This is a genomic window from Pseudomonas sp. CFII68 (genome assembly GCF_000416195.1).
In the GTDB taxonomy this organism is placed as follows: Bacteria; Pseudomonadota; Gammaproteobacteria; order Pseudomonadales; family Pseudomonadaceae; genus Aquipseudomonas; species Aquipseudomonas kilonensis.
Genome location: NZ_ATLN01000021.1, coordinates 1 through 19,286, shown reverse-complemented (window position 1 = coordinate 19,286; position 19,286 = coordinate 1). Strand labels below are relative to the sequence as shown.

Genomic DNA, 19,286 nt, shown 5'->3' with positions numbered 1-19,286 from the left:
CCTTCGCGAGCAAGCCCGCTCCCACAGTTAGATATTGGTGAACACAAAATCTGCGTTCACCCCTTGCCCCCTGTGGGAGCGAGCCTGCTCGCGATTGGATTTCAGCCCCGCTGCATGACCCGGCTCAGAACCACTCATCCCGCATCCCCAGGCACGTATCATCCCGCGCCTCAAGAATCGCCAGTTCATGATGACAACCCGGCACTTCCCAGGTCAGGAAGTAGCGTGCCGCTTGCAGCTTGCCTTTATAGAAATCGCTGTCTGCGGCATTCCCCTTGGCCAAGCCTTCCTCGGCACGAATCGCCTGCTCCAGCCAGCGCCAGCCGATCACCATGTGCCCAAACACCTTCAGGTACAGCGCCGAGTTGGCGAGGCTGCTGTTGACCTTGCCCTGGGCCAGGTCCGTCAGCAGGCCGAGGGTGACGGTTTGCAGGCGCGCCACCAGCGCTTCCAGCGGCTGGCGTAACGGCGTCAGTGACGCGTGCGCCTGGGCGCGTTCGGTGGTGTCGGCCACCAGCCGGATCAATTGCTTGAGCCCGGCACCGCCGTTCTGCGCCAGTTTGCGCCCCAGTAGGTCCAGGGACTGGATGCCGTGGGTGCCTTCATGGATCGGGTTCAGGCGGTTGTCGCGGTAATACTGCTCCACCGGGTATTCGCGGGTGTAGCCGTGGCCCCCCAGAATCTGGATCGCTAGTTCGTTGGCTTTCAGGCAGAACTCTGAGGGCCAGGATTTGACGATGGGGGTCAGCAGGTCCAGCAACTCATGGGCGCGCCGACGCTCGGCTTCGCTGTCCAGGGTGGTGGTGTCGTCGAACAGCCGTGCTGCGTAGAGGCCCAGGTCAAACGAACCTTCGACGTAGGCCTTCTGGGTCAGCAGCATGCGGCGCACATCGGCGTGCTGGATGATCGCCACGGGGGCGGTGGTCGGGTCCTTGCTGTCGGGCACCCGGCCCTGCGGGCGTTCGCGGGCGTATTCCAGGGAATACAGGTAGCCGGCGTAACCGAGCATCACCGCGCCCATGCCGACGCCGATCCGCGCCTCGTTCATCATCTGGAACATGTAGCTCAGGCCGTGGTGCGGTTTGCCTACGAGGTAACCGACACATTCGCCGTTGTCGCCGAAGTTCAGCGCGGTGGAGGTGGTGCCACGCCAGCCCATCTTGTGGAACAGCCCGGCCAATAGCACGTCGTTGCGCTGGCCGAGGCTGCCGTCGTCGTTGACCAGGAACTTGGGCACGATAAACAGCGAAATGCCTTTCACGCCCGGCGGCGCGTCCGGCAATTTCGCCAGGACCATGTGCACGATGTTTTCCGACAACGGATGATCGCCGCCAGAAATGAAGATCTTGTTGCCTTTGAGTCGATAGGTGCCGTCAGATGCAGGCTCCGCGCGCGTACGAATATCCGACAGCGAAGAGCCTGCATGGGGCTCGGTCAGGGCCATGGTGCCGAAGAAACGACCGTCGATCATCGGTTGCAGGAAGCGTTGCTTCTGCTCCTCGCTGCCGAAGCTCTCGATCAGGTTCGCCGCGCCCATGGTCAGGAACGGATAAGAGGTCGAAGCGGCGTTGGCCGACTGGAAGTGCGCGAAGCAGGCCTGGGACAGCAACGTCGGCAGTTGCATGCCGCCCGCCTCGAAGCTGCGTGCGGCGTTGAGAAAGCCCGCCTCGAGGAAGGCGTCCACCGCCGGTTTCACCTCGGGAATCAGAATCGCCTCGCCGTTCTCGTAGCGCGGTTCGTTTTCATCGTTCTTGCGGTTGTGGGGTGCGAAAAATTTCTCGGCGATGCTGCGGGCCGTACCGATGGCGGCGTCGAAGGTTTCGCGATTGTGCTCGGCAAACCGCTCGCGCTGGGTCAGGCCCTCGGCATCGAGGACTTCATACAGCTCGAAAGCCAGATTGCGGGAACTGAGCAGCGTCTCGGACATGGCGGCTTACCTTTTTTGGGGATGGGCCGAGTCTAGGCGTGGGAATGGAGGCTGAACAGGATGATTGATGGTAGTGATGCAGAGGTGCGGGCGACACTAATCCCAATGTGGGAGCGAGCTCTGTGGGATCAGGCTTTGTGGGAGCAAGGCTTGCCCGCGATGAAAACGCCGCGGTCTCTCGAGGACCGCAGCGCCTGGATCGCGAGCAAGCTTTGCTCCCACAAAGCTCGCTCCCACAGGGATTGGATTGCCAGGCACCCCTTGCAGGTGCCTGGTCTACAGCGGGTTAGCCGATAGTCATCAAGCTGGCGTTACCACCCGCCGCCGCGGTGTTGACGCTCAAGGCCCGCTCGATCACCAGGCGCTCCAGCGCCACGCTGGTTTCGCCCTGGGACAGGCCATGGACCCCGACGATGGCGCCGGCGCGCTTGGCTACCTGCTGGCAAACGCCGCGCAGCTGGTCTGAATCGCCGTGATGCAGGACCGCGTCGAACAGCACATCGTCCTTGGTCCAGTCGGCCACCCGCTGGATGCGTGCCTGCAGGTCTTTCGGCAAGCGTGCGAACAAGGCCTTGCTGGTATCGGTTTCCGGCCACACGGCCGAGCCGCCCACGGCCAGTACGGCCGCCAGTTGCGTCAGCAGGTCGCCTTCCACGTCGGCCAGGCACAACACGTGCTCGCGCGGCAGGATGGCGTAGCTGTTGCGCTCGCCGGTCGGGCCGGTCAGGGTCCGGGTAATACCGCTTTGCGACTGGGCTGCGAATTGCACGCACACGGCACTCAGCTCGGCGAGCTTCTGGCTGTCGGCCCAGGCTTGCAGCGCGGTCAGCGGTTTGCTCATGGCGTCGCGCAAACGCAGGTCCGGCGCGGTGAGGGCATCACCACGGGCGAAGGATTGCTGGATCGCATCGGTAGGACGTGTCGACAGCAGGCGGTACAGGTACAGCGGACCGCCGGCCTTGGGACCGGTGCCCGACAGGCCTTCGCCACCAAACGGCTGCACACCCACCACGGCACCAACGATGTTGCGGTTCACGTAGACGTTGCCCGCATGCACATTGTCGATGACCTTGGCGATGGTCTCGTCGATGCGCGTGTGCACACCCAGGGTCAGGCCGTAGCCGGAAGCGTTGATCTGGTTGATCAACTGATCCAGTTCCTTGCGCTTGTAGCGCACCACGTGCAACACCGGACCGAAGATCTCGCGTTGCAGTTCATCGAAGCTTTCCAGCTCGATCAGGGTCGGCATCACAAAGGTGCCGCGCTTGCACTCGTCGCTGTCGGCGATTGCCATCTGGTACACGGTGCGACCTTTGTCGCGCATGGCCTGGATGTGCTTCTCGATGCCGGCCTTGGCTTCGGCGTCGATCACCGGGCCGATGTCCACGGACAGGCGCTCGGGGTTGCCGAGGCGCGATTCGGCCATGGCACCCTTGAGCATTTCGATGACGCGGTCGGCGGAATCTTCCTGCAGGCACAGGACCCGCAGGGCCGAGCAACGCTGGCCGGCACTGTCGAAGGCCGACGACACCACGTCGATGACCACTTGTTCGGTCAGCGCCGAGGAGTCGACGATCATGGCGTTCTGGCCGCCGGTTTCGGCGATCAGCGGGATCGGCCGGCCCTGGTTGTCCAGGCGACCGGCGATGTTGCGTTGCAGCAGGCGAGCGACTTCGGTGGAGCCGGTGAACATCACGCCTTTGACCCGCTCGTCACCCACCAGGCGGGCACCGACGGTTTCGCCGCGCCCCGGCAGCAGTTGCAGCACGCCTTCCGGAATGCCGGCTTCGAGCATCAGGCGCACCGCCTGGGCAGCCACCAATGGCGTCTGCTCGGCGGGTTTGGCCAATACCGGGTTGCCGGCGGCCAGGGCAGCGGCGACCTGGCCGCTGAAAATCGCCAGCGGGAAGTTCCACGGGCTGATGCAGACCACCGGACCCAGTGGGCGGTGGGCATCGTTGGTGAAATCGTTGCGCGCCTGCACCGCGTAGTAGCGCAGGAAATCCACGGCTTCACGCACTTCGGCGATGGCGTTGGCGAAGGTCTTGCCGGCTTCGCGGGCCAGCAGGCCCATCAGCGGCTGGATCTCGCCTTCCATCAGGTCGGCGGCACGCTCGAGGATCGCGGCGCGCTCGGCTGGCGGCGTTGCCTGCCAGATCGGTGCGGCGTTGAGGGCGCATTGAATGGCGTTGTCGACGTCGGCAACCGTGGCTTCCTGCACATGGCCGACCACGTCGCGGTGATCGGAGGGGTTCAGTACCGCTGCCGGGGTTTCTTCGCTGGCAGCACAGCCGAGCATCGGCACGGCTTTCCAATCGTTATGGGCAGTGGCAAGCAGGGCGCAGGACAGCGACGCCAAACGATGCTCGTTGGCCAGGTCGATGCCGCTGGAGTTGGCGCGGTCGCTGCCATACAGGTCGCGCGGCAGTGGGATGCGCGGGTGCGGCAGGCCGAAACCGCCTTCCAGCGTCGCCATCTGCTCGATGCTGGCCACTGGATCGGCCACCAGCTCCTGAATCGAAATGGACTGGTCAGCGATACGGTTGACGAACGACGTGTTCGCGCCGTTTTCCAGCAGGCGACGTACCAGGTAGGCCAGCAGTGTTTCGTGGGTGCCGACCGGTGCGTACACACGGCACGGACGGTTCAGCTTGCCTTCGGAAACCTTGCCTACAACCTGTTCGTACAGCGGTTCACCCATGCCGTGCAGGCACTGGAATTCGTACTGGCCCGGGTAATAGTTCTGGCCGGCGATGTGGTAGATGGCTGCCAGGGTATGGGCGTTGTGCGTGGCGAACTGCGGGTAGATGACTTCCGGCACCGACAGCAGCTTGCGCGCGCAAGCGATGTAGGACACGTCGGTGTACACCTTGCGGGTATAGACCGGATAGCCTTCCAGGCCTTCGACCTGGGCGCGCTTGATCTCGCTGTCCCAGTACGCGCCTTTGACCAGGCGAATCATCAGGCGGTGGCGGCTGCGGCGGGCCAGGTCGATGACGTAGTCGATCACATACGGGCAGCGCTTCTGGTAGGCCTGGATCACGAAGCCGATGCCGTTCCAGCCGGTCAGTTGCGGCTCGAAGCACAGGCGCTCCAGCAGATCCAGCGACAGTTCGAGGCGGTCGGCTTCCTCGGCGTCGATATTCAGGCCGATGTCGTATTGCTTGGCCAGCAGGGTCAGCGACAGCAGGCGCGGGTACAGCTCTTCCATGACGCGCTCGTACTGGGCGCGGCTGTAACGCGGGTGCAGGGCGGAGAGCTTGATGGAAATGCCCGGGCCTTCATAAATCCCACGGCCATGGGACGCTTTGCCGATCGAATGGATGGCTTGTTCGTACGAGGCCAGGTACTTCTGCGCATCGTGTTCGGTGAGTGCGGCTTCACCCAGCATGTCGTAGGAATAACGGAAGCCCTTGGCTTCGAACTTGCTGGCGTTGGCCAGGGCTTCGGCGATGGTTTCGCCGGTGACGAACTGTTCGCCCATCAGGCGCATGGCCATGTCGACGCCCTTGCGGATCATCGGCTCGCCGCTCTTGCCGATGATGCGGCTCAGGGAGGAGGTCAGGCCCGCTTCGTTATGGGTGGCGACCAGCTTGCCGGTCAGCAGCAGGCCCCAGGTGGCGGCGTTGACGAACAGCGACGGGCTGTTGCCCAAGTGTGGCTGCCAGTTGCCGGTGCTGATCTTGTCGCGGATCAGCGCATCACGGGTGCCTTTGTCCGGAATGCGCAGCAGCGCCTCGGCCAGGCACATCAGCGCCACGCCTTCCTGGGACGACAGGGAAAATTCCTGCAGCAAGCCCTGAACGATACCGGCACGGCCGCCGGCACTTTTCTGGTTGCGCAGTTTTTCCGCAATGGAGGCGGCCAACTTGTTGGTGGCTTCGGCCATTTGCGCCGGCAGGCGGGCCTGCTCGATCAGCATCGGCACCACTTCCGGCTCAGGGCGACGGTAAGCGGCGGTGATGGAGGCGCGCAGGACCGATTGCGGCAGGATGCTCTCGGCAAATTCGAGGAAGCATTGGTGAGCATGGTCGACCTGCACATCGCCAGCATCGTCGCTGTCGGTGCGAGGTGAACCGTTCAGCTCGGTCAGGGTTGCACCACCCTCGAGTTTTTCCAGGTAATTGAAAATTGCCTGCTTGATCAGCCAGTGCGGCGTGCGATCAATCGAGGTTGCGGCCGCCTTGAGGCGTTCGCGGGTCGGGTCATCAAGTTTGACCCCAAGGGTGGTGGTAGCCATATTTTTATCCTCATGTTTACCACGTATGGCGTGGCATCAGCTGGCGGCAAGATTAGCTGCGGGATGATTGAGGTGCAACCGGGTGCAACCCTTTTTTTCTCGAAATGACAGGCAGCTCATCCGGAAGCAAATGTTGCCCGGCTGATCCTGCACCGGCTTAGTGCTTTGGCTTCTAGCTGAGTGCTAGGAACTGCACTAAAAGGGAGCAAAAAACACAGAATTTGCGATAAAACCGATCAGGTGCAACTTATTCGAGCGAAACTGGTTGCACCTTATTTGATTTGTTGAATAGCATTCGCGGCCAAGGTGCAACCGGCTTCAACGTCGAGGGGCATCGGCTGATGGCTTTCCTGGGGAAACATCAGTCATAAATTCGCGGGACTGCAAATCGTCGCTATAACGTCCGTGTTGTCGACGCTTTCAACTGCCACCGCACCATAAAAACAAAGCCAGGGCGTAACTCATGAGTGTTAGTAATCCCACCTTGATCACTTTCGTGATCTATATCGCAGCCATGGTCCTGATCGGTCTGATGGCTTACCGCTCCACCAACAACCTTTCCGATTACATCCTGGGCGGTCGCAGCCTGGGCAGCGTGGTAACGGCATTGTCCGCCGGTGCTTCGGACATGAGCGGCTGGTTGTTGATGGGCTTGCCGGGTGCCATCTACATGTCCGGCCTGTCGGAAAGCTGGATCGCCATCGGCCTGATCGTCGGTGCCTACCTCAACTGGCTGTTCGTGGCCGGTCGCCTGCGGGTGCAGACCGAGCACAACGGTGACGCACTGACGCTGCCGGACTACTTCTCCAGCCGTTTCGAAGACAAGAGCGGCCTGCTGCGGATTATCTCGGCGGTGGTCATCCTGGTGTTCTTCACCATTTATTGCGCTTCCGGCATCGTGGCCGGTGCCCGTCTGTTCGAAAGCACCTTCGGCATGTCCTACGAGACCGCGCTGTGGGCCGGTGCTGCAGCGACCATCGCCTACACCTTTGTCGGTGGTTTCCTGGCCGTGAGCTGGACCGACACCGTGCAAGCCACCCTGATGATCTTCGCGCTGATCCTCACGCCGATCATCGTGCTGCTGGCTACCGGTGGTGTGGACACCACGTTCCTGGCTATTGAAGCGAAAGATCCTTCGTCCTTCGACATGCTGAAAAACACCACCTTCATCGGCATCATCTCGCTGATGGGCTGGGGCCTGGGCTACTTCGGCCAACCGCACATCCTGGCGCGCTTCATGGCGGCGGATTCGGTCAAGTCGATCGCCAATGCCCGTCGCATTTCCATGACCTGGATGATCCTGTGCCTGGGCGGCACCGTGGCCGTGGGCTTCTTCGGTATCGCTTACTTCTCGGCGCACCCTGACGTGGCCGGGCCAGTGACCGAGAACCCTGAGCGCGTGTTCATCGAGTTGGCGAAGATCCTGTTCAACCCGTGGGTGGCGGGTGTGTTGCTGTCGGCCATCCTGGCGGCGGTGATGAGTACCCTGAGCTGCCAGTTGCTGGTGTGCTCCAGTGCCCTGACCGAAGACTTCTACAAGACCTTCCTGCGCAAGAGCGCTTCCCAGCTGGAACTGGTCTGGGTCGGCCGTGCCATGGTGCTGCTGGTGGCCTTGGTCGCCATCGCCCTGGCCGCCAATCCGGAAAACCGCGTACTGGGCCTGGTGAGCTACGCCTGGGCCGGTTTTGGTGCCGCCTTCGGCCCGGTTGTGTTGATCTCGGTGATCTGGAAAGGCATGACCCGCAACGGCGCGCTGGCCGGCATCCTGGTGGGGGCGATTACCGTCATCGTCTGGAAGCACTTCGAGCTGCTGGGCCTGTACGAAATCATCCCTGGCTTCATTTTTGCCAGCCTGGCTATCTACCTGGTCAGCAAGACGGGCTCGCCTACCGCCGGTATGGTGCAGCGCTTCGAAGCAGCCGAGAAAGATTTCCGTCTGAATCAGTAAGACCTTCAGCGCGGCCTCGATGGCTCGCAGGAGGGTTTGCATGAAAAACGGCCCGTCTCCAATGGAGGCGGGCCGTTTTTTCATGGCGCTCAGTCCGGATTGGCGTCAGGCTGGTTGAGAAAGATCAACACCCCCAAAATCGCCATATAGAACCTGAACGCAGCGTCCTGGCCATTCCAGATTTCTGATTGCCACATCAGGAACCACTCGCCACCGACCACCATGAAGCCAAAGAACCAGACGAAGAAACCCATCGTCAGGCCGGCAACGGCCCAGCGCTTGGCGCGGGCGAAAACAGCGGCCTCGGCTTGGCGTGCCAGCCACAGTTCCAGTGCGCCGTAGCCCAGCAACCCTGCCGTCATCGCTTCGCCGAGAATAATCAGCCAATAGGCCCCGTGCCACATCCACGGTTGATCGATGGCCCGATACCGGGCGGCGTTGTCGGGAAAGGTGGTATCCATACTCAGTACGTGATGGACGAAATTGAAGTTGGAGCTGTAGTCCGTGACGTTATTGAACACGGTCAGGAAGGCGAATGCGGCAAGCGCCAGGGTCATTGCGATTTTTGCGTAACGTGTCGTCATGCCGTGCATCCTTTGCTTTTTTTGCGACCAGCACACGTTATCACGGCTGTTACGGCGCCGAGATCCGTCGTGTTGCAGGAAACGGCTGATTCATTTGTGGGATGGTTGCGGTTGGCCGCGATGCCACGAATGTCTATCGGAAAATGCATCACGTCTTGCCGCTTTTAGCTCATTGGTTGTAAGGCAAATCTGTTTTTCCTGACCTCCAATCCACTCCCCCTATCGCTCGTGCAGAATCGCCCGCCTCCACTCAGCAGAGGCACATTGGATGTTCCCGCCTGCCAACCAACCGCGTTTCACGCTGACGCTCGACAGCGAGCCGAATGAACTCAAGGTGCTCGAGTTCAAGGGCAAGGAAGCCATCAGCCAGCCCTATCGCTTTGATCTGGAACTGGTCAGCGAGCGGTCTGACCTGGCGCTGGAAGAGCTCCTGCATCGCCAGGCATTTCTGGGGTTCGAAGATTGGGGCCGTGGCGTACACGGCCAGGTCTATAGCGTGGCCCAGGGGGATTCGGGCAAGCGCCTGACCCGTTACCAGGTCAGCCTGGTGCCCCGCCTGGCCTACCTGCGTCATCGCATCAACCAGCGGATTTTCCAGCACCTGAGCGTGCCCGATATCGTCGCCCGGGTGTTGAAGGAACACGGGATCCTGGCGGATGCCTGCCAGTTCACGCTGGGCGGGCAATACCCCGAGCGTGAATATTGTGTGCAGTATGGTGAAAGCGACCTGGCCTTCATCGAGCGGATTTGCGCCGAAGTCGGTATCCATTATCACTTCAGGCATCGCCCTGACGGCCATCTGCTGGTGTTCGGTGACGACCAGACGGTGTTTCACCGCCTGCCTGAGTCGACGCTATACCTGCCGGACAGCGGCATGGCCGCCGACGAGCCGGCCATCAAGCGCCTGGCGGTGCGGCTGCAGACCCGTACCACTGCCGTGACGTTGCGCGATTACGACTTCCGCAGGCCCGGTTTGTTACTGCAAACCCAACTCGACAATCGACAGCGCCCTGTGCTCGAGGACTATCATTATCCCGGTGGTTTCTGCGCCCGTGACGACGGCAAGCATCTGACCCGACGCGCCCTTGAGCGCCACGGCGCTAACCACTGCGTGGCAGAAGGCGGCAGCAATGAAAGCTCCCTGGTCAGCGGACATTTCATGCGTATCAAGGAACATCCCCGAGAGCCGTGGAATGATCTCTGGCTCCTGACGCAGGTCGACCATCATGGCCGTCAACCGCAGGTGCTGGAAGAAACAGCCGCCGGCCCGGATGAATTCCAGGGCTACAAAAATACCTTTCTTGCCACGCCATGGGACGTGTTCTTTCGGCCACCTTTGCATCACGAAAAGCCCCGCGCCCATGGTTATCAGTCGGCGGTGGTGACCGGGCCGGTGGACAGCGAGATCCATTGCGATGAATTCGGGCGGGTCAAGGTGCAACTGGTCTGGGATCGCGACGGTCAATGCGACGAGCATTCCAGCTGCTGGCTGCGCGTGGCCTCCGGTTGGGCCCATGATCGCTATGGCGCAGTGATGATTCCCCGGGTCGGCATGGAAGTCCTGGTGGGGTTCATCGATGGTGATGTGGACAAGCCGTTGGTGGTGGGGTGCCTGCCCAATGGCGCCAACCCGGTGCCGCTGGACCTGCCTGCGGACAAGACCCGCAGCGTGTTGCGCAGCCAGAGCAGCCCCGGCGGGGCGGGCTACAACGAATTGCGCATCGAGGATCGCAAGGGCGCCGAGGAGATCTACCTGCGGGCCCAGCGCAACTGGACCCAGCATGTGCTGCATGACCAGCGGGTGCAGGTCGATCACGAGCGCAGCATCGTTGTCGCCGGTACGGCACGGCACGAGCTCAAGGCCGACGAGCAGCGCCTGACCCACGGTCAACGCCGGGCAGAAGTGCGGCAGGACGATCATCTGCTGGTGAGCGGCGAGCGGCATATTCGTGTCACCAGCCAGGTCCTGAGTGCCAGCCAGCAGTTTCATGTCAGCGCCGGCCAGCAGGTAGTCTTGGACGGGGGCACGAGCGTGACCCTTCAGGCCGGCGGTCATTGGATCAACATCGGCGCCGGCGGGATTTCCAGCAGCGTCCCCATCGAGGTCGGTGGGGCGCCGATGGCGGTCATGAGCGCGGCATCCGGCTCTCCAGGCAGCGCCGAGAAGCTGGTCGCTGCGGCGGCGCCTGCGCTTTCCCTTGCGCAGATCCTCAGTTTCCAAGGTTCGGCGCCGTTCTGTGAGGAGTGTGAGCGTTGCAGGAATGGCGCCTGTGCAGCGCCGCCGGTCTTTCACAAACCAGTCGATGTCCGGGGGCGTCCATGAACAGCGATCAATCTCCTCGCGCCTGGCTTGAGGAGCACCCCTTGCAGGCCTCCGAGCAACTTTTCGCCATTTTCAGCAATGCCAGTCGCGCCGGGGCGTTGTCGGCCTGGAGGCGTTCGATGACCTCGGCAGCCAGCCCGATCTGGGCCGATACGCCGTACGCCGAGTGGGAAGCGGTCATGCCTTATGTAGGTCTGGTCAGCGCAGACAGTGGGTTTCTTGATTGGATCGCCGCCACCGATTCCGTCGATTGGGGTTGGCTGGCGGTTTCGTGCGTGAGCCAGGAAATCCTTGTCGAACACTTGCGCGGGCTCACGCAGGTGTTGTTGCCCGGTGGCAAGCCGGTCTTCCTGCGTTTTTGGGATGGGCGCTTTGTGCGGCCGATCCTGCAATCGACGGCGGTGGAGGCCGGGCAACTCTTGCCGGTCATCAAGCGCTGTCTGATCAATGGGCAATCCCTTGAGGTCGTGGGAAATGCCCAGCGGCCGGCCCAGGCTTTTCCCTGGTGGCAAGTACCCGTCGCACTGTTGGACGCAATGGCCGAGGTTCCGACGGACTGTCTGCTGGACAACGTGCTCACTTGGCTGGGTGAAGAGCATCCGCATGTGTTCGAGCGGGTCGACGGCAGCGTCTTGCGCTGCAAGATTGCCCGCTTTCTTGAGCGATCGGAGCCGGTTGAGGCGCAAAAGGCGCCATTGCAGGCGTATTTGCTGCGAGAGCTGGGCTGAGGCTGGCCTGTCCGCTGGGCTGCGAACCCCTGACGTCCGACGCGCTTCAAGGTAAACTCGTCGCCCTTCGCAGGAGCCGCCATGAATTATCGCCACGCCTTCCACGCCGGCAATCACGCCGACGTGTTCAAACACCTGACCTTGACCCGCCTCATCGCCTTGATGTCGCGCAAGGAGCAGCCCTTTGCCTACCTCGATACCCATGCGGGCATTGGGCTGTACGACCTGCAGGGTGACCAGGCCAACCGTACCGGCGAGTACCTGGAAGGCATTGCGCGGTTGTGGGGCGAGAGCGATCTGCCGCCGTTGACCGCCGATTACATGAAGGTGCTGCACGAAATGAACCCGGACGGCCAGTTGCGCTACTACCCGGGCTCGCCGGAGCTGGCGCGGCGCCTGACCCGTTCGCATGACCGTGTGCTGCTCAATGAGAAACACCCTGAAGACGGCGTGTTGCTCAAGGACAACATGAAAGGCGACCGTCGCGTGGCGGTGCACCTGGGTGAGGGCTGGCATGTGCCGCGGGCACTGCTGCCGGTGGCAGAGAAGCGTGCCCTGATGCTGATCGATCCGCCCTTCGAGCAGCTGGACGAGATGCAGCGCTGCGCCGCCTCCCTCAAGGAAGCCATTGGCCGGATGCGCCAGACGGTGGCGGCGATCTGGTACCCGGTAAAGGACCAGCGGATGTTGCGCCGCTTCTACCAGGACCTGGCCGGCACGGGCGCGCCGAAGCTGTTGCGGGTGGAACTGCTGGTGCATCCACTGGCGACGCCCAACAGCCTGAACGGCTCCGGCCTGGCGATTGCCAACCCGCCGTGGGGGCTGGAGGAAGAGTTGCGTGAACTGCTGCCGTGGCTGTCGAAAAAGCTGGGGCAGACCCAGGGCGGGTGGCAGATGGATTGGTTGATCGCTGAAAGCTGATGGCTTGATGGCGTCTGGAAGGGCGCCATCGCGAGCAGGCTCGCTCCCACATGAGTTGCGGGGATGTTCGCAGAACTGTAACCGCCACAAATTCTTGTGGGAGCCAAGCTTGCTCGCGATGACGGTGGTTCAGCCGCATTGATGTTGAATGTGCCGCCGCATCGCGGGCAAGCCTTGCTCCCACAAGCTCAGCTTCCACACTGGGTCTGGGGTTTAAAAGTCAGATCGGGCAGGTCACGCCCGTACCGCCAATCCCGCAATAGCCTTCAGGGTTCTTCGCCAGGTACTGCTGGTGGTAAGCCTCGGCGAAGTAGACCGTCGGTGCTTCTTCGATTTCGGTCGTGATGGTGCCTTTGCCGGCCTTGGTCAACTCGGCCTGGAACACTTGCTCGCTGTGTTTGGCCGCCGCCAGTTGAGCGGGGTTGGTGGCATAGATCACTGAACGGTACTGGGTGCCGATGTCATTCCCCTGGCGCATGCCCTGGGTCGGGTTGTGCAGTTCCCAGAACATTTTCAGAAGCTGCTCGTAGCTGACTTTTGCTGGCTCATAGACCACCAGTACCACTTCACTGTGGCCGGTCAGACCCGAACAGACTTCCTCATACGTCGGGTTCGGCGTGAAGCCGCCGGCGTAACCCACCGCTGTACTGACCACGCCTTCGCGCTGCCAGAACTTGCGCTCCGCGCCCCAGAAGCAGCCGAGGCCGAAGATTGCGAAATCCACGTCCATGGCAAACGGGCCCAGCAGGGGCGCGTCGTGGACGAAGTGTTTTTCCGGCACGCTCATCGGCGTTTCACGGCCAGGCAGGGCTTGTTCTTGAGTAGGGAGCACGTTTTTGTTCACCAGGATTTCCGAGCGCAAGACCATTGATCAGTCCTCTCAGTCAGATTGAGTTGAGCGAAATAGACCGTCAGTGTGCCTCAGAAAAGCCGCCGCAAGCTATACGCAGCTGTCAGACCAGAGGCCCGCGCGGGTAGCGCTTGAGCTTTTCGACCAGCTCGGCGCCGGGGATTGGCCGGTCGAACAGGTAGCCCTGGCCGACGTCGCAGCGGTGGCGCCGCAGAAACGCCAGTTGCTGGGCGGTTTCGATGCCTTCGGCCACGACCTTGAGTTTCAGGTTGTGGGCCATGGCGATCACCGCCGAGGTGATTTCCATGTCGTCCTGGTTGTCCGGGATTTCGTGGATGAAGCTGCGATCGATCTTGATGATGTCGATCGGGAATTTCTTCAGGTAGCTCAAGGACGAATAACCGGTGCCGAAGTCGTCCATGGCCAGGGTCAGCCCCAGGCGCTTCAGCTGGTCGAGCTGCAAGTGGGTGTCTTCGGTGGCTTCCAGCAACAGGCCTTCGGTCAGCTCCAGTTCCAGCAGCCGGGCCGGCAGTTGTTCCTCCTTGAGGATGCTGGCGATGGAGGCGACCAGGTCCGGGTCGGAAAACTGCTTGGGCGACAGGTTGATCGCCACTTGCAGGTTACCCAGGCCGGCCGCGGTCAGCTGTTTGCTCATGCGGCAAGCCTGGCGGGCGATCCATTTGCCGATGGGGATGATCAGGCCGGTTTCTTCGGCCACGCTGATGAACTGGTCCGGGCGGATCATGCCCTTTTCCGGATGGTTCCAGCGCAGCAGCGCTTCCATGCCCAGCAGGCGGCCGCTGCGCAGGCACAACTTGGGCTGGTAGAACACGTCCAGTTCGTTCTGGGTCAAGGCGCGGCGCAGGTTGTTTTCCACAAACAGCTTGTAGCTGGCCTCGGCATTCAGCGCCTCGGTGAACACCTGGACCTGGTGCTTGCCGTTGGCTTTGGCCTTGTGCAGGGCGAGGCCGGCGTTGCGCATCAGGGTCTGCGGATCGCGGCCGTGCAACGGCGCACAGGCCAGGCCCACGGAGCCGGTCACGCTGATCAACTGGTTATCGACGAACATCGGCTTGTCGAGGGTCATCAGCAACTGGCTGGCGATCTGTTGCCCGGCTTCCAGGCTCGTGTCGTCCAGCAGGACCGCGAATTCGTTACTGGCAAATCGCGCCAGGCTGCCGCTGGGGCTCAAGCTGTTGCGCAGGCGCCGGGCCAGGCTGATCAGCAGTTTGTCACCGGTCTGGTGGCCGAGGCTGTCGTTGATGCGCTTGAAGTTGTCGATGTCCACCAGCAGCAGGCTGATGGGCGAATCACTGTCCCGGGCGAAGCGTTCATCGAGGTTGCGAATGAACGCCGGACGGTTGCCCAGGTTGGTCAGATTGTCGGTGTACGCCAGGCGCTCGATGCGCTGCTGGGCCAGCTTGGTCTGGGTGATGTCTTCGTAGATGCCGATGTAGTGGGTCAGCTCGCGGTTGTCGCCGTAGACCTTGGAAATCGACAACTGGCCCCAGTAGGGCTCCAGGTTCTTGCGCCGACTCTTGAACTCACCCTGCCAACTGTTGCTCTGGGCCAGCGCCGAGGGTGCGTCGAACAGCAGTTCGCTGAGATTCTCCAGGGCCGGCAGTTCCGAGAGGCGTTGGCCGTGGACTTCCTCGGTGGTGTACTGGGTGATCGCGGTGAAGCTCGGGTTGACGTACTCCACCACGCCGTCGCAATTGACCAGCAGGAACGCGTTGGCGCTCTGCTCCACGGCGCGCTGGAACAAGTGCAGGGCACTGGTGGCGGTGCGTCGGTTATGGTTGTTGATGACCTGGGCGAACTGGTCCGCGAGCTCGCCGGCAAAGGCGATTTCATCCGATTGCCAGGCGCGGGTGACGCCTACTTGCTCCAGGCACAGCACGCCCACCACCTGGCCGTCGATACGCACGCTGGCGTCGAGAATGGCATTGACGTCACGGGCGCGCAGGCTCTCGGCCATTTCCCGGGTGCGCGGGTCGCGTATTGCATTGTGGGCGTCAATGGCGCGGCAGGTCTGCAGCGCTTCCATGTAGTCGGGAAAGTCGTTGGCGTCGATCACCGCCGGCAGGAAATACGCCTGGGACGCGCGGTTGTAGGCGGAAATCGGAACCAGTTTGCCATCGTCCAGATTCCAGAGGCTGGCGCAGTCGATCTGGTAGATGTCGCAGGCGCTGCGTGTGATGAGTTCGGCGGCTTCGAGCAGGGAGTTGTTGGCGCTGTAGCGTTGACGGGTCAGCAGCAGGATCAAGTCCTGTTGGGCGCGTACCCGGTCCAGGTGCTGGAGTTGCTCTTGCTGGGCGCGCTGGTTCAGTTCCAGGGCGATCTGCAGGCGTGAATTCTGGGTTTCCAGGTCCAGGGCCGGCACGGAGGGTTCGCCTTGCAGCAAATTGTCCACTTCCAGCAGGTAACCGCGCAGCAGATGACGATTGTGTTGCTTATAGGCCTCCCCCGTCTCCAGTACGTTCATCGGGCCCTTGGCGGTGTGGAGCGTGTAGCGAATCTGGTAATGCGCGGCCTGGGCCAATTGTTGCTGGATGGCGTCGTGCAACTGATAGCGTGCTTCGGGCTCCATCAAGCTGGCGTAAGGCGCACTGACCAGCGAGCACAGCTCTACCGCCGGTAGGCCGAAGTATCGCTCGCAGTTGGGATCGAGGAACAACAGCGCCCAGCTTGCTTCATTCAGCCGTTCGAAACGCAGCATACCGAGCCGCGAGGGCACCGGTAACTGCGTCACTACCTCGGCCGCCATACGGCTGGCGGCATCGGGTTGGCTTTTCATGGGGAAACTCGCTTCGAAAATGCTGATCGCGCCGGGCTGACGCCCTCGTTATTACGGATTGGCGCAAGGTTGCATCATTGCGGCACTGGCTGACAAGAGAGATGAAGGCCAAGTGCTATAAACCTTTTATCGGCCGACAAGAGGATTTCTCCAGTCGCCGACCGATCAGAGGGCATGGAAAATCATTGCAGTGGGATATCGACTGCCTGCAAGGGGTTGCCGTCCCGGTCGTGGAAGGTGACTTGAAGGCTCTGGGCCGTGACATGCAGGTGGGCGAAGTTGTCCTGACTCACCACTTTGCTGGTCAGTTCATAGCGGTACTCACCACTTTGGGTGCGGGCCATCGGCCTGTGGAAAATAAAATCCGAGGCTTTTGCAAAAGGCAGCAATTTGCTGTTGTAGAACGGCGAGGAAACCACGGTGTTGACCTCGAAATCAGGATCCTCGCTATGACGCAGGCGGCTGGTCATGGAGCCGTGGACATCGCCCGAGACGAAAACCACGTTTTTGATCCGATGGCGGCGTATGGTTTCCAGCAGGCGCAGGCGTTGTTCCGGGAACGCCTGCCAGGCGTCGCCGTCATCGTGCTTGCTGTCAGGGAAGAACATGACGCTGGTCACGACGAGTTTGACCCGGGCGGTGCTGTTGATAAGCCATTGGAGCAGGGACTGTTCCTGTTCCTCGTCGAGGATGCGCCGATCGTGCGCCGACAGGTTGCGTTGCGTCCGACTGTCGGTGACGAACCATTGGATATCGCCGTGGGTGAAGGTGTACCAGTAGCGGGTTAACGACTTGTGTAATGTTCCGTCGCTCGACAGTTCATGGGCGGGCCCGTGGCTGGCCTGATAAAGCCCATAAGCGCCCATGGCATTGGCGTATAGAACATCGTCGTTACCGGTTTTCCTGGCGGGCCAGTTGTCTTCGATCTCATGGTCGTCAAGGATCATGTAGGTAGGGGTGCCAGACATCAGTTTGCGGATATGCGGCTGGCTAAATACCGATCGGTATCTGAAAAGGATGTTCTGATAGGTTCGGTCCGGTCCGATGACATTCAGGTCATCCAGATAAACCTGATCGCCGGTCATCAATACCGCGCTGATCGGCGGGTCGGCCTGTTCCACGAGGCGATTGATGCCGGCAAAGGTGCGGTCCCCAAGCCCCGGTAGCAACGGGGTGCCGGCGGCGATTCGCAAGTAGCGACAAGAGCCCACGATATAAGCGCGTGGCCCATCGGTTTTGCTGGCCGGGGTGCGTAAGCAGTAGGTGTTCCTGGGCCATTGCAGCGGCAGTTCCTGGACGGTTTCCACGGTATGGGTCGGGCTCAGGGGGCTGAACCAGCCGGCCTGGTATTCGTAGGCGGTGTCGGGTTGAAGGCCTTTCAGCACGATGACATCGGACATGTCGCGGTAGGCCTTCAGTTGGACAAAATGCCCTTTCGACCAGCGTGTATCGCCTTGGCGCCGGTGGCGAATGCCGGCGAATACCCGGTTGTTGTCGTGATCGCCGCGCAGGAATATCCGGGCGTGATCCGTTGTCGTGTGGCCGACAATGGGGCCAACGGTAGGTTTGAACATATTCGAATCCATTCGAAGTTTTAATAGTGGGGTACAAGCATCCAGTTGCCTGGTGGTTTGATGCTAAAGCCCGGCGCGTCATAAATATCGATAGGGAAGGGGGCGCAAGTTGTGGGTAATGACTAACAGGGGGTGTAGTCATTTAAAACTTGCGGGGTAGGAAAATGCCGGGTTGCCTGACAGATCGCCATCGCGAGCAAGCTCGCTTCCACAGGGGGCTTGGTTGGCTTCAAGTTAAGGTGCAGCACCACAAGTCATTGTGGGAGCGAGCCTGCTCGCGATGAGGCCGGCACATCCAACCTCCCTGTACCTGGCCTGAATTCCAGGCAAAAAAAAGCCCCGCCAAACGGACGGGGTTGAGGTACGAGCGTGGCGCTCGGAAAACAGTGCGCCGAATGGCCCTCCGCAAGGGAGGGCCGCCCGGTGTTACAGCAGGATGGTGCGGATGTCGCCCAGCAGGTCGCTCAAGCGCTTGGTGAAGCGTGCAGCGGCGGCGCCGTTGATCACACGGTGATCGTAGGACAGCGACAGTGGCAGCATCAGCTTCGGCTGGAAGGCTTTACCGTCCCAGACAGGCTGGATGGTGGCCTTGGAAACACCCAGGATCGCCACTTCCGGCGCGTTGACGATCGGCGTGAAGCCGGTGCCGCCAATGTGGCCGAGGCTGGAAATGGTGAAGCAGGCGCCTTGCATGTCGTCGGCGGTGAGCTTCTTGTTCCGGGCTTTTTCGGCCAGGGCAGCGGCTTCGGCAGCCAGTTGCAGCAGGCTCTTCTGGTCGACGTTGCGGATGACCGGTACCAGCAGGCCTTCCGGGGTGTCGACGGCAAAGCCGATGTGCACGTATTTCTTGCGGATCACAGCCTTGCCACTCGGGGCCAGGGAGGCGTTGAAGTCCGGCAGTTCCTTGAGCAGGTGTGCACAAGCCTTGAGCAGCAGAGGCAGCACGGTCAGCTTCACGCCGGCCTTTTCCGCCACGGCTTTCTGCGCGACGCGGAAGGCCTCCAGCTCAGTGATATCAGCCTGGTCGAACTGAGTCACGTGGGGAATGTTCAGCCAACTGCGATGCAGGCTCGACGCGCCGATCTGCATCAGGCGAGTCATGGCCACTTCTTCGGTTTCGCCGAAGCGGCTGAAGTCCACCGCCGGGATCGGCGGGATACCCGCGCCGCCAGAGGCGCCTTCGGCCGGTGCGTTCTTGGCCTTCTGCATCATGGCCTTGACGTAGGCCTGCACGTCTTCCTTCAGCACGCGACCGTGTGGGCCGCTTGGGCCGACGGCGGACAGCTCGACACCGAATTCACGGGCCAGCTGACGCACCGCAGGGCCAGCGTGCACCTTGGCACCGCTTGGCGCAGGCGCGGCGGCAACCGGAGCAGCCTCGGCCTTGGCGGCAG

Annotated in this window: 11 protein-coding genes; 4 read left to right on the top strand and 7 right to left on the bottom strand. The window is 61.7% G+C overall.

The genetic code is table 11. The annotated features are described in order from the left end of the window. Nucleotides 1–124 precede the first annotated feature (124 nt). Together CFII68_RS23865 and putA are read right to left on the bottom strand one after the other, a co-directional pair. Nucleotides 125–1,927 carry an acyl-CoA dehydrogenase gene (locus CFII68_RS23865; protein WP_018601294.1) on the bottom strand — a complete coding sequence of 601 codons (1,803 nt, stop codon included), beginning with the start codon at nucleotides 1,925–1,927 and terminating at the stop codon, nucleotides 125–127. 286 nt (nucleotides 1,928–2,213) lie between these two features. After that, complete coding sequence (gene putA / locus CFII68_RS23875; RefSeq protein ID WP_018601290.1) at nucleotides 2,214–6,167, bottom strand: trifunctional transcriptional regulator/proline dehydrogenase/L-glutamate gamma-semialdehyde dehydrogenase; 3,954 nt, start codon at nucleotides 6,165–6,167, stop codon at nucleotides 2,214–2,216. A gap of 463 nt (nucleotides 6,168–6,630) precedes the next feature. Here putA and putP point away from each other — a divergent pair, with 463 nt between their 5' ends. After that, on the top strand, nucleotides 6,631–8,115 hold the full coding sequence (gene putP / locus CFII68_RS23880) for a sodium/proline symporter PutP (RefSeq protein ID WP_018601288.1): 1,485 nt from the start codon (nucleotides 6,631–6,633) through the stop codon (nucleotides 8,113–8,115). 89 nt (nucleotides 8,116–8,204) lie between these two features. Here putP and CFII68_RS23885 read toward each other — a convergent pair whose 3' ends face one another. After that, nucleotides 8,205–8,699: a DUF2165 family protein gene (locus CFII68_RS23885; RefSeq protein WP_018601286.1), complete on the bottom strand. Its 495-nt coding sequence runs from the start codon at nucleotides 8,697–8,699 to the stop codon at nucleotides 8,205–8,207. Nucleotides 8,700–8,967: 268 nt separating this feature from the next. Here CFII68_RS23885 and CFII68_RS23890 point away from each other — a divergent pair, with 268 nt between their 5' ends. The 3 genes from CFII68_RS23890 (at nucleotide 8,968) to CFII68_RS23900 (ending at nucleotide 12,671) form a co-directional block, all read left to right on the top strand. Further along, nucleotides 8,968–11,022, top strand: coding sequence for a type VI secretion system tip protein VgrG (locus CFII68_RS23890; protein ID WP_018601284.1), 2,055 nt, complete (start codon nucleotides 8,968–8,970; stop codon nucleotides 11,020–11,022). Then, nucleotides 11,019–11,750 (top strand): DUF4123 domain-containing protein, encoded by a 732-nt coding sequence (locus tag CFII68_RS23895; protein WP_033062381.1) that lies wholly within the window; start codon nucleotides 11,019–11,021, stop codon nucleotides 11,748–11,750. The genes CFII68_RS23890 and CFII68_RS23895 overlap by 4 nt, the downstream gene beginning before the upstream one ends. Nucleotides 11,751–11,831: 81 nt before the next feature. Next, nucleotides 11,832–12,671, top strand: coding sequence for a 23S rRNA (adenine(2030)-N(6))-methyltransferase RlmJ (locus tag CFII68_RS23900; protein WP_018601281.1), 840 nt, complete (start codon nucleotides 11,832–11,834; stop codon nucleotides 12,669–12,671). 220 nt (nucleotides 12,672–12,891) lie between these two features. Here the strand turns inward: CFII68_RS23900 and msrA are convergent, their stop codons facing one another. The 4 genes from msrA to CFII68_RS23920 all read right to left on the bottom strand — a co-directional run. After that, nucleotides 12,892–13,539, bottom strand: a complete 648-nt coding sequence (msrA, locus tag CFII68_RS23905; protein WP_018601280.1) for a peptide-methionine (S)-S-oxide reductase MsrA — start codon at nucleotides 13,537–13,539, stop codon at nucleotides 12,892–12,894. Between the two features lie 85 nt (nucleotides 13,540–13,624). Further along, nucleotides 13,625–16,318 carry a bifunctional diguanylate cyclase/phosphodiesterase gene (locus tag CFII68_RS23910; protein WP_018601278.1) on the bottom strand — a complete coding sequence of 898 codons (2,694 nt, stop codon included), beginning with the start codon at nucleotides 16,316–16,318 and terminating at the stop codon, nucleotides 13,625–13,627. Between the two features lie 182 nt (nucleotides 16,319–16,500). After that, the gene (locus tag CFII68_RS23915; RefSeq protein WP_018601274.1) at nucleotides 16,501–17,892 is read right to left on the bottom strand and encodes an alkaline phosphatase D family protein; all 1,392 of its coding nucleotides are present in this window, start codon (nucleotides 17,890–17,892) and stop codon (nucleotides 16,501–16,503) included. Between the two features lie 426 nt (nucleotides 17,893–18,318). Then, on the bottom strand, nucleotides 18,319–19,286 hold a 968-nt coding region (locus CFII68_RS23920; protein ID WP_018601272.1), incomplete at its 5' end, for a 2-oxo acid dehydrogenase subunit E2.

Bases quoted from the DNA above. Each gene is read 5' to 3' on its own strand.
- CFII68_RS23865 (WP_018601294.1), bottom strand. From the start codon at position 1,927: ATGTCCGAGACGCTGCTCAGTTCCCGCAATCTGGCTTTCGAGCTGTAT.
- putA (WP_018601290.1), bottom strand. From the start codon at position 6,167: ATGGCTACCACCACCCTTGGGGTCAAACTTGATGACCCGACCCGCGAA.
- putP (WP_018601288.1), top strand. From the start codon at position 6,631: ATGAGTGTTAGTAATCCCACCTTGATCACTTTCGTGATCTATATCGCA.
- CFII68_RS23885 (WP_018601286.1), bottom strand. From the start codon at position 8,699: ATGACGACACGTTACGCAAAAATCGCAATGACCCTGGCGCTTGCCGCA.
- CFII68_RS23890 (WP_018601284.1), top strand. From the start codon at position 8,968: ATGTTCCCGCCTGCCAACCAACCGCGTTTCACGCTGACGCTCGACAGC.
- CFII68_RS23895 (WP_033062381.1), top strand. From the start codon at position 11,019: ATGAACAGCGATCAATCTCCTCGCGCCTGGCTTGAGGAGCACCCCTTG.
- CFII68_RS23900 (WP_018601281.1), top strand. From the start codon at position 11,832: ATGAATTATCGCCACGCCTTCCACGCCGGCAATCACGCCGACGTGTTC.
- msrA (WP_018601280.1), bottom strand. From the start codon at position 13,539: ATGGTCTTGCGCTCGGAAATCCTGGTGAACAAAAACGTGCTCCCTACT.
- CFII68_RS23910 (WP_018601278.1), bottom strand. From the start codon at position 16,318: ATGAAAAGCCAACCCGATGCCGCCAGCCGTATGGCGGCCGAGGTAGTG.
- CFII68_RS23915 (WP_018601274.1), bottom strand. From the start codon at position 17,892: ATGTTCAAACCTACCGTTGGCCCCATTGTCGGCCACACGACAACGGAT.